This is a genomic window from Lottiidibacillus patelloidae (genome assembly GCF_002262935.1).
GTDB classification, from domain to species: domain Bacteria; phylum Bacillota; class Bacilli; order Bacillales; family SA5d-4; genus Lottiidibacillus; species Lottiidibacillus patelloidae.
The window spans coordinates 703,591-712,105 of the sequence record NZ_NPIA01000001.1 but is presented as its reverse complement, the minus strand read 5'-3'; the positions used below and the strand labels follow the sequence as shown (position 1 = coordinate 712,105).

At 31.2% G+C, this 8,515-nt stretch carries 14 protein-coding genes; all 14 read right to left on the bottom strand.

Going from position 1 to position 8,515, the window contains the following annotated elements; genetic code table 11:
• Window positions 1-1,252: 1,252 nt before the first annotated feature.
• The 14 genes from CIB95_RS03905 to CIB95_RS03845 all read right to left on the bottom strand — a co-directional run bounded on the left by CIB95_RS03905 (window position 1,253) and on the right by CIB95_RS03845 (window position 8,410).
• The gene (locus CIB95_RS03905) at window positions 1,253-1,636 is read right to left on the bottom strand and encodes a retropepsin-like aspartic protease (RefSeq protein ID WP_094922054.1); all 384 of its coding nucleotides are present in this window, start codon (window positions 1,634-1,636) and stop codon (window positions 1,253-1,255) included.
• Window positions 1,633-1,890 carry a hypothetical protein gene (locus CIB95_RS03900; protein ID WP_094922052.1) on the bottom strand — a complete coding sequence of 86 codons (258 nt, stop codon included), beginning with the start codon at window positions 1,888-1,890 and terminating at the stop codon, window positions 1,633-1,635. Before CIB95_RS03900 ends, CIB95_RS03905 begins: the two co-directional genes overlap by 4 nt.
• 104 nt (window positions 1,891-1,994) lie before the next feature.
• Window positions 1,995-2,408 carry a DUF7878 domain-containing protein gene (locus CIB95_RS03895; RefSeq protein ID WP_094922050.1) on the bottom strand — a complete coding sequence of 138 codons (414 nt, stop codon included), beginning with the start codon at window positions 2,406-2,408 and terminating at the stop codon, window positions 1,995-1,997.
• A gap of 111 nt (window positions 2,409-2,519) precedes the next feature.
• Complete coding sequence (locus CIB95_RS03890) at window positions 2,520-3,035, bottom strand: hypothetical protein (protein ID WP_142296462.1); 516 nt, start codon at window positions 3,033-3,035, stop codon at window positions 2,520-2,522.
• Window positions 3,036-3,177: 142 nt separating this feature from the next.
• A complete protein-coding gene (locus CIB95_RS03885; protein WP_094922046.1) occupies window positions 3,178-3,552 on the bottom strand; it encodes a hypothetical protein in 375 nt (124 codons plus the stop codon).
• Between the two features lie 63 nt (window positions 3,553-3,615).
• On the bottom strand, window positions 3,616-3,930 hold the full coding sequence (locus CIB95_RS03880) for an immunity 53 family protein (protein ID WP_233143885.1): 315 nt from the start codon (window positions 3,928-3,930) through the stop codon (window positions 3,616-3,618).
• Window positions 3,931-4,006: 76 nt separating this feature from the next.
• Window positions 4,007-4,639: a histidine phosphatase family protein gene (locus tag CIB95_RS03875; protein WP_094922040.1), complete on the bottom strand. Its 633-nt coding sequence runs from the start codon at window positions 4,637-4,639 to the stop codon at window positions 4,007-4,009.
• Window positions 4,640-4,729: 90 nt separating this feature from the next.
• The gene (locus tag CIB95_RS16485; protein WP_269844953.1) at window positions 4,730-4,864 is read right to left on the bottom strand and encodes a hypothetical protein; all 135 of its coding nucleotides are present in this window, start codon (window positions 4,862-4,864) and stop codon (window positions 4,730-4,732) included.
• 11 nt (window positions 4,865-4,875) lie between these two features.
• Window positions 4,876-5,172 carry a hypothetical protein gene (locus tag CIB95_RS16405; RefSeq protein WP_094922037.1) on the bottom strand — a complete coding sequence of 99 codons (297 nt, stop codon included), beginning with the start codon at window positions 5,170-5,172 and terminating at the stop codon, window positions 4,876-4,878.
• A 209-nt stretch (window positions 5,173-5,381) separates the two neighbouring features.
• A complete protein-coding gene (locus CIB95_RS03865) occupies window positions 5,382-6,218 on the bottom strand; it encodes a hypothetical protein (RefSeq protein ID WP_094922034.1) in 837 nt (278 codons plus the stop codon).
• Window positions 6,219-6,377: 159 nt separating this feature from the next.
• Entirely contained in the window at window positions 6,378-6,953 is a 576-nt protein-coding gene (locus CIB95_RS03860; RefSeq protein ID WP_094922031.1) for a nucleotide triphosphate diphosphatase NUDT15, read from the bottom strand.
• A 173-nt stretch (window positions 6,954-7,126) separates the two neighbouring features.
• A complete protein-coding gene (locus tag CIB95_RS16400; RefSeq protein ID WP_233143884.1) occupies window positions 7,127-7,543 on the bottom strand; it encodes a hypothetical protein in 417 nt (138 codons plus the stop codon).
• A 396-nt stretch (window positions 7,544-7,939) separates the two neighbouring features.
• A complete protein-coding gene (locus CIB95_RS03850; RefSeq protein WP_094922026.1) occupies window positions 7,940-8,152 on the bottom strand; it encodes a hypothetical protein in 213 nt (70 codons plus the stop codon).
• A 75-nt stretch (window positions 8,153-8,227) separates the two neighbouring features.
• A complete protein-coding gene (locus CIB95_RS03845; RefSeq protein ID WP_094922024.1) occupies window positions 8,228-8,410 on the bottom strand; it encodes a hypothetical protein in 183 nt (60 codons plus the stop codon).
• Window positions 8,411-8,515: the final 105 nt, after the last annotated feature.

Genomic DNA, 8,515 nt, shown 5'->3' with positions numbered 1-8,515 from the left:
TGAGATAAAGGAAACACAACGAGTATTACGAGTTGATGTTGACTTATCGTAAATAAAAAGTGTGAAGAATTGTAGGCGTTGGGAGCTGAAGCTGGATCAATAAAGAAAGGCTGAAGCAATCGCTTAACGGCGTAAAAACTGGAGCACTCTGATTAAGATAAAGGATACACGAATAGTCGTAACTATTCGATGTAGACTTATCGAAATGAAGAGTGCGAAGTTTTCTAGACGTTGATTGCTGAAGCTGGATCAATAAAGAAAGGCTGAAGCAATCGCTACTATAAGGAAAATTTTCTATTAGATATAATAGTTGCAATATGCTATACTAATCTCGCGATGAGCTGAATTGCATAAGACGAGATTGACACGCCTTTATGGCAAGGCACAAATGTGGAGTGCTGTCTCTCGCCGCAATACGCAAAGACGTCCTTCATAGGACGTCTTTTATTTTGGGAAAATATGATCCTCCATATGTTAAACCTTTGTGCAATTTGTCGTAAACATAATTTCTTCTTGCATCTGTCAATATTAACTGCCACATTTGACAGTTCCTTGTTTAGCTTTTGCACCCGTTTGTTTAATAACTACTATAAAATTGTTATGAATTATTTTGCTTTTGCCACTACCCACAGAACCATTTGTTTTAAGAATAGAAAGGAATTTAAACATAATAATAATGCAACAAAAGAAACGTGAAATCGGGCATATGATATATCAAACTTTTCTGGAAACTCGTAATTTATAAAGTTAAAGGACAAAGCTACAATTCCTAACAAAACTGTTATAACTAAACTAAAAACCTTACTCCTATTTGTAAGACAAGTTTGTAAATAATATAAAGAAATCCAAACCATAATTGTAGAGAGTAAAACCATAATTACAAACAAGACCTCTGGTGGATAGGTTTTTTCTGTTAATTTATAATGTATTGCCCAGAACCAACTAATAAAAAACAATCCTATAATTACAAAGTTTATATGTGATAACACGAACCGTCTCGATAGCATAAATATAAAAGGGCTTATTAGCATTGAGAGAAATGTTAGCAGATAAAACGTTTGCTCATTAATCAGGAAGACCACCTACCTTTGTAAATATAAAAGTGTATTATTTAAGTAAAAAAACATTCCACTTATTCAACTCTTCTGCCTTCGTTTAGTTGAACACGCTATTTCTATCACTTTTAAGAAAAAAGAGCACTTCACTTTCTTGTGCAAGTGCTCAATAATACCACTTCATTAAATTAATTTTCTTATATAGTTAACCTAAAATGCTTTAAATCAATATTTAAACCCACACTTTTCATGAAATCGTAACCAATAATACCGTCAAGATCTAGTCCGTATTCCATTGACCCTAATTCAATTAAAAAGTTTTTTATCTTTATATCTTTTGCAATGGAAATTTGATCTAACTCTTTTGTGTAAACAAATTCAAGTCCACCAACACCTGTGATTGTTTGGGTAACATCATTTGGTTCTGGTTTTACACCTATGTGTTCTAGTTTATTTACATTAAATATTGTTCCAGCAGACCCAGTGTCAATTAATACATTTTCTAACTCCGTTTTTTGTCCTCGAAATGTCACACTTGCCGAAATAAATGGTAAGCCTGCCACCTCTTTGATTTTAATCATATCTTCCTAAGACCTGCCCACTTCTTTTCGTGAATATCAAGTTTTTCTCTTGAAGTGTGAAAAAAATACAGTTCACGACTAGGTTTTAGTTTGTGTAGTTCAGAATGGCGTCGGAGAGCCTGCATTGAGTCATTGAAGGAGTCAATAACAGCAATCTCATCAACAATGCGGTAATTATTTTTTGAGTGTGCTTGGATGGCCTCAAATACCACCCATGAATTTGGATAAGCCTTTCTGACATCTTCCCATATCATACATACTCCTCCTTTTAATAATGTTTATTTCAACACATTTTATTTACCCTCATTATATCACCTTCTAAACTACTGTTATCTTCCACTAACCTGCCTTCGTTAGTTCAATGTTGAAGGTATTTATCGAGTTTAACCACATAATTTATCTTATGCAGTTCCTTATTTAGCTCACTAATAAAATATTTTACGCATTCAACTAAAACTGTTGTAGCTATAAGTTCGTGTGACACAAACTCTTGCCAAATTGAATTTACACCCCAATTATTATCTCCTTTATATTTAAAGGACAAAATAACCTCATCATGATCAATTGTCACTAAATTCAAGTCCTCTAAAAGTCCATTCTCTATTGAGTAAAGCCATTCACCTATTTGTATTGCAAGTTCCGCTAAATTGACGTATGGTTCACTAAAGAATAACTTTTCATTGAGATAAATGTCTAATGAACCTTCTATGAAACCATATTCGTATGCCGTGTATTCTGGTCCAGTTGGTTCTTCTGTATTTAAAATAAACAAAAACTTTATCCCCATAAGATTTTACCTTTCTTCTTTAGTTTCTGTTGTTCAACATTCCTGCATCGTTAGTAAAAAAAGCTCCTTTAATTTTCTAAGTTCAATTTCTAATTTCTAATTTAAATTATAAATATCTCCATCATCAAAGCCTGTTGCTAGTTTTATGTTTTGGGGAAGCTTATTAGGATAACATGTAACATATGTATTTACTAAAATGATTGTAGTAGCGATTGTCATAAATAACCCCAGGTCAAATTCGTTTTCTAATAAAATTTTTAATTCTTTATAAATATTAATTGAAGCATACCTTCCTTTTGGGAAATAATCATTATTACAAGCCCAGTCATCATCATCGAACTCCCATTCCTTAGAACCTGTAATATAGAGTTGAATTGTATACTCATTTTCAAAAAGTCCAAAATTTAAAGCAACAATCTCGTCTGATATCATTTCACTATTCAATAGGTCATGAAGCCATCTTTCAAACTCTTTATAACTTAGTTTTAATTGTTTAAGGTAAATAGATGGATCAATATTGTCATCAATGGATTTCATATAACGATTTATTAAATCATCCTTATTTTCCATGGTTGGTATTTCTTTTATAAATTTTTGCAATAACTTGTCCATCTTATCAAAGTCATTCACATTTATTCATTTCCTTTCATAGTTTTTCACTAAACTGCACTCGTTAGTTCAACAACGATTTGTTATCAATTCAATAAATATTGTGCTTTCATTTTTGAGGAAAGCACCCGCTAGCACAACAAGCTTATATGGAATAAATAGTTCCTTTTATAGACATTACTTCAATATCAGAACAGTAAAACTGAAGAGTGTCTCCTTCAAAGTCTATCACTTCATACCTTTTATTTTCCCAACCTATATCCTCAATGTCCTGAATTTTTATTGATATTTGATGATATGGACCACCACTTTCATAACGAATATTTTGTGGATTATGAAAGTGGAAATTTGCAAGGAACTTATTACCGTTCTCACCTTCAATAACAAAATCAATTTCTAGTAAGGATTTGTTTTCTTCAAATTCTTTGTAAAAAGAAACAAAGAAACCAGTTATAAGCTTAATGTTTATTAGTGAAAAATCTTGAATTTCATTTGTAATTAGTTCAACGTTTTTTATCATTTTCATCACCTTAATTTATTTCTTTATTCAGTATTCGCTCAGCTTTACTTTAATAAGATTTTGTTATTCAACCCATTTTTTAAAGACTGTTAGGATTTCTTCTAAATTCTCTGGACCGCCATAACCAACAAATTGAAAACCGTCCAATTCTGGTTCATATTCTATCTTACAATAAATCCAGTCATCTTCAGTCCGTTCAATATCAATACTTTCAAAGGGATTTTCGTTTATATCAGTGTCCTCCACACTAATTTGAACCTTCCAACCAGGATTATCTATTGTATCAATTCGTACTCCGTTTGAATGTTCCCAATCACCGTTGCATTGTTTAACATACCACTTTTGAATCCAATTTAATGTCCCCATTACAGCCTCCATTACAAATATCCCTTCTTCGATTATCCTGCCTTCGTTAGTAGAGGAGCAAATTTTTATCAAGTCTTTCATTAAAATTCTATTTAAGCTCGTCCAAGAAATGAGATGTATCACCTATCATCTTGAAATTAAAATGTTCCCCGTCCCAAATAAAATTTGTAAGACTAGCACCATGAATAAATGGTGGATCCCACATTTTTTCAGTTGATATATTCATGGTAAACGACAAAATAGCTTTAATAACCGCCCCATGTGTAACAATTAATATATTTCCATTATTGTTGTCCGAACTAATTTTTCTTAAAACATTTTCTACTCTTTGTTTAAATACTGCTAAACCTTCTCCTTTATGAGGGGTGTGGTCATATATATGAGGTTTTTCCCAAAAGTTTTTATATTCATTTTTATAAATCTCGATATTTTCTATTTCTTCTTGAGTTTTACCTTCCCAATCACCAAAATTTATTTCTTTTAAATTATCAAGAGTATAAATAGGAATTTTTTTATCTGATTTAATATACCTTGCAGTCTGGTAAGCTCTCTCAATAGGACTTGAGTATATTGCATTAAATTCAATATTACTTAAACGTTCCCCCAACGCAATTGCATTACTAATTCCCATATCAGTAAGCTTCGAATCCTTTGACCCTTGTAACCTTTTTTCTTTATTCCATTGGGTTTCTCCATGTCGTGTAAGATAAATGTTTAGCATACTTCCCCCACTATTCTATTTAGTCAATCTAAACCATAAATTTTCTTCAGCTATACTGCCTTCTTTAGTTGTAGAAAGAAAATTAATTATTTATCCTTTGGGATTATCTTTTTCATCATAATATTTTAATCCCATTTCATATTTAAAGTCCTCACAAACAACAAAGTAGAATTCCTTTGACCTATCTTCAAAAACTATAACTATTTCCTCTTGTTCTAATCCCATCTTTAGCTGTCCTATTTCTGAATTAGTCGCGAGGCGAATATTGTTGGAAGAAAAAATGTCGGACAACTTATGTAACTAACATTTATAAAGGTTAGTTTTATTTCATAGTACCAAGTATGATATATGCTACCTAAAATTATTAATTCGTTACCTTCCCATTTATTTTCATTACTATCATATGTTCTAATTAAGTAGTCACTTATATTTGATTGTGATAATTCACTTTGAAGTTTTTCAATTTTAATTTCATGAGCAAGTCTCTGCTTATACTCTATTGAATTATTAACTTTAGTCGAAGGAAAATTCATTTCATTACTGCTTGTTTTTGCTCTTATATAGGTGATAATAAGTACAATTGATAAGACTATTATAGTTAATATAAAGTAGCCTATTTTGATCACCTTCTCTATTTGCCATATTATTTTTCACTATCCTGCAATCGTTAGTTCAAGATCTCTTTCACTATTAATTCAATAAAAAAAGCACTACTCCTTCTAAAAGTAGTGCAACCGTTAGCTTAATTAGATCTTTTCTTGGTTTCCAATATAACCTTTAGTTTATTGAATTTCTCAACTTCTTCAGAAAACCCAAGTTCCCTAACTATTGCTATACCATTTTGTATAGATTTTTCTGCTTTCTCAAATAAATTTGCTTTAATTTGTGCATCGGCAAGTGTATACCAATAAAACCAAGCATCCATTTCTGATAATTTCTCATAGAGATACTTTTCAATAATAGGATAATAATCATAGTAAAGTTCTTCATCATGAACCAATTTATTGCCATCCCAACTAAGTACATTTACAAAATAAGTATCAGCTATAAATCTTTGCCAAACTGCAATACCAATATTATTGTTGCTTATAATCTCCATTTTGTGATAATTAACATCTGCAACCTTTTTTAAAGAATTATTAACCCACTTATAAATATATAGATGGCTTCCTGCTGAAGCACCTATTGTTACACCAAATACGTATTCTTTAGTTCCATCACGTGTAATATCAGCCAAGCCCGAATAATCTAATACTACTCCTTGAGATTTTGTTTCCCAAATATTCTCCCATTCATCATTTTCTTTTTTTAATACAATCGCTCCGAATTGAGAGGGTTGTTCCTTCGTTTTTAGTTTATAGTTGACTATAACTTCATCAATTCCATCATTATTCAAATCATATAGTTGAAATGGCTTGGTTGAAAGAGGCTGTTCAGGCCTTATAAGTGTAGAGTTTGATGGTAAAGATTCATTGACTACGGTGGTTAAGTCTTTATCGTTCTTTACAGCATTAGAGATATGCTTTGGTATGTTTAATAATACAATTACAATTACGGTTAGTATCAAGATTTTCTTCATCCATAAACTCCTTCTTCTCAAATTAGTATTATGGATATTTATTCCCTAAATTACTTCGATTATTAGAACTCATTGTGAACTAAACTGCATTCGTTAGCTGAAGAAGAAAAAGCGACTGCCTTGTTCCACAATCGCACCCGTTTGTTCAATAATGCTCTATTAAAATTTGTTATTGCTATTATCTATTGCAATGGTGCTTTTCTTTAAGTTATCTATATTGTCTATTATGTATTTTTCAGATTCAAAAGCCATATCTGGCATCTCCGAATCAAGACAGTACCATTTTAAGTCCTTTAAATCATCATTTGGTTTCATGTTTCCTGATGTTAGTTCAGCTAATAGCACGATAACAATTGTATGTAAGCTAGGTGATATGAAATTTGTAAATACATTAAGTATAGAACTGATTTCTATATTAAGATTGGTTTCTTCTTTTACCTCACGATGTGCAGCAGTTAGGAAGTCTTCATTAAATTCAATAAAACCTCCAGGAAAGCCCCATTTGTTATACCCGTATTTCCCTTTTCGTTTTCCGAGTAACACCTTATTATCTTTTTCAATAAATACGACTACCCCAGGAGATGGATTACGATAGACGATATATCCACAATACTTACAATGTAATAAATCTTCTAAGTTATATTCCGACGCACAACTAGGGCAGAATCTGAATTTAGTAGTCTCACTATGCATCTTTAGATGGGGATAATAAGAAAAAACTTGTTTTATATCCACATAATCACCTCTAGAAATTCACCAAATTTATTCATAATTAAATAATCCTACTTCCCATTGAAAGTAAGGCTATGGTACATATTCTTCATTCATTAAATATTATCTGTTTCTTCAACTAAACTGCTTCGTTATCTGAAGAAGAAATGCGATGCCTTGTTGATACATCGCACCCGTTAGTTGAAGAATGTTGTGTTACTTTCATTTTTTAATGTCCCTATCCATACATCACCCTTATCAATACTGTATTGTATGTATGTTCCATCTTCACTTTTAATATCATAGGTTTTATATGCTTTGTATTTTATTGATTGGACTTCTTTTTCCGTTTTAAAACCATCCATTATCCATTCATTTAAGTCGTTTTCATCATAATAATCTGTATCAATGTGTAATTCCCATTCAAATTTATCCAACTTTTTCTTTAAAAAATGGAATTTTTCATATGGGAAGCCCTTATGTTCCTTCCTCTTATCAAACGTTTTATCATAGAAGTTAAGACAATCCTTATAAGCCACAACAATTTGGGAATTTATAAAATGAGGGTCATACAGCCAAATCTTTAAATAAAAATCTTCGTTTTCCTTTTTCATCTTTTCATACCACGTCAAGTACACATCAATCATTGCGTCAAGTAATAGCCTGTTATACCATAGAGGAGGTGTCCTATGTCCAAGACCATTATAAAATGGAAAAACCCACAGCTTTATGTACTCCCTATGGTGCTCCCTTACATAATCAATATCTAAGTTAATTGCATTTTGTTTCCATTTCTCAATTTTCCTCTTATGTCTTTTCCAACCACGTAATTTTTTCTTTTTTGAATGGTAAAACACCTTTACCGTTCACTTCCTTCGTATAAGCATCTAAATTTAACTCTTTTTTCAACTAATCTTAATCTGCATGTTAGTGTAATAATGATTTAATTTTAATTCATACAATGAGAATGCTTTTTTTCTCTCTAAAAAGCACCAATGTGTAAATCGAAATCACTCCAATTTAATTTCTTCCTTTTTGTCGCCATATCTAATAATAATTGTTACATCATCACCCCAAAAAGTATCACTTTCATTTAGATGAATAAAAGTTCCTTGTGTTACTTCATAGCTACCCTTTTGAATTAATTTAGCATTAAATTCGTATTTTTCCGCTTCGGCTGTTTCTTCTTCAAAGAATCCAACTACTTCATTACCTATCTTCAAAGAGATAGATAAATTTTTGAAATCTACATCCTTTTTAGAAACAATTTTTATTTCGTGCGTTGAATGAACAGTCTTCTAAAGATTGTAATAAAGACCTGAAACTTTATCTGTTACTTCCCAATTATCATTTGAACCTTTTTGAGATAATGAAAATTGTATTTGTTTTTGACCATCAACATTTTGACCATCACCTGAGCAACCACTAACTATAAGTAATATAAGGGATAATGAAATAATAGATGGTATAATCTTTTTCATTGAGAAACTCTCCTTTACCATTACAAATTAAATTTAGTTATTTTTTAACTAAACTGCTTCGTTAGTTCAATAACGCTTTATAATCAATTCTATGAATAAAGGTGC

Coding starts and splice junctions, on each gene's coding strand:
- CIB95_RS03875 (WP_094922040.1), bottom strand. CDS start 4,639: ATGCTAAACATTTATCTTACACGACATGGAGAAACCCAATGGAATAAA.
- CIB95_RS03845 (WP_094922024.1), bottom strand. CDS start 8,410: ATGAAAAAGATTATACCATCTATTATTTCATTATCCCTTATATTACTT.
- CIB95_RS03905 (WP_094922054.1), bottom strand. CDS start 1,636: ATGATTAAAATCAAAGAGGTGGCAGGCTTACCATTTATTTCGGCAAGT.
- CIB95_RS03865 (WP_094922034.1), bottom strand. CDS start 6,218: ATGAAGAAAATCTTGATACTAACCGTAATTGTAATTGTATTATTAAAC.
- CIB95_RS03880 (WP_233143885.1), bottom strand. CDS start 3,930: ATGGAGGCTGTAATGGGGACATTAAATTGGATTCAAAAGTGGTATGTT.
- CIB95_RS16400 (WP_233143884.1), bottom strand. CDS start 7,543: ATGAAAAAGGAAAACGAAGATTTTTATTTAAAGATTTGGCTGTATGAC.
- CIB95_RS16485 (WP_269844953.1), bottom strand. CDS start 4,864: ATGGGATTAGAACAAGAGGAAATAGTTATAGTTTTTGAAGATAGGTCA.
- CIB95_RS03900 (WP_094922052.1), bottom strand. CDS start 1,890: ATGATATGGGAAGATGTCAGAAAGGCTTATCCAAATTCATGGGTGGTA.
- CIB95_RS16405 (WP_094922037.1), bottom strand. CDS start 5,172: ATGAATTTTCCTTCGACTAAAGTTAATAATTCAATAGAGTATAAGCAG.
- CIB95_RS03885 (WP_094922046.1), bottom strand. CDS start 3,552: ATGATAAAAAACGTTGAACTAATTACAAATGAAATTCAAGATTTTTCA.
- CIB95_RS03890 (WP_142296462.1), bottom strand. CDS start 3,035: ATGGACAAGTTATTGCAAAAATTTATAAAAGAAATACCAACCATGGAA.